Origin of the sequence: Psychrobacter sp. TB20-MNA-CIBAN-0197 (genome assembly GCF_040309765.1) — a bacterium.
Taxonomy (GTDB): domain Bacteria; phylum Pseudomonadota; class Gammaproteobacteria; order Pseudomonadales; family Moraxellaceae; genus Psychrobacter; species Psychrobacter submarinus.
On sequence record NZ_JBEOPC010000749.1, the window covers coordinates 1 to 265 of the forward strand.

General features: G+C 62.3%; 1 protein-coding gene. It reads right to left on the reverse strand.

Annotation, left to right across the window (positions count from 1 at the left end; all coding sequences use genetic code 11):
- On the reverse strand, positions 1–213 hold a 213-nt coding region (locus tag AAEY83_RS15830), incomplete at its 3' end, for a hypothetical protein (protein ID WP_502945202.1).
- Between the last annotated feature and the right edge of the window lie 52 nt (positions 214–265).

Below are 265 nucleotides of genomic sequence, written 5' to 3' on the forward strand. Positions count from 1 at the left end.
GTACCACGCCGAACGCATCACCGGAACCGCTACCAGCAACGAGGCGAAACCCAGCAGCAACTGGCTGACACCGGTTTGCTCCGGGAGCATCCAGCGCCAGAGCAAACCCAGACCCAGCAACCCGAGCGCAAGCATCGCCAGGGTCAACTGACGCGCGGCGCGACGTTGTTCGGCCGAGGACAAGAGACTCGGAGCAGCGGTGGTCGACGTCATTGACTGGCTCCTTGAATGATCAACCGGGAATCGTCTTTCGGGTTGACGGTGG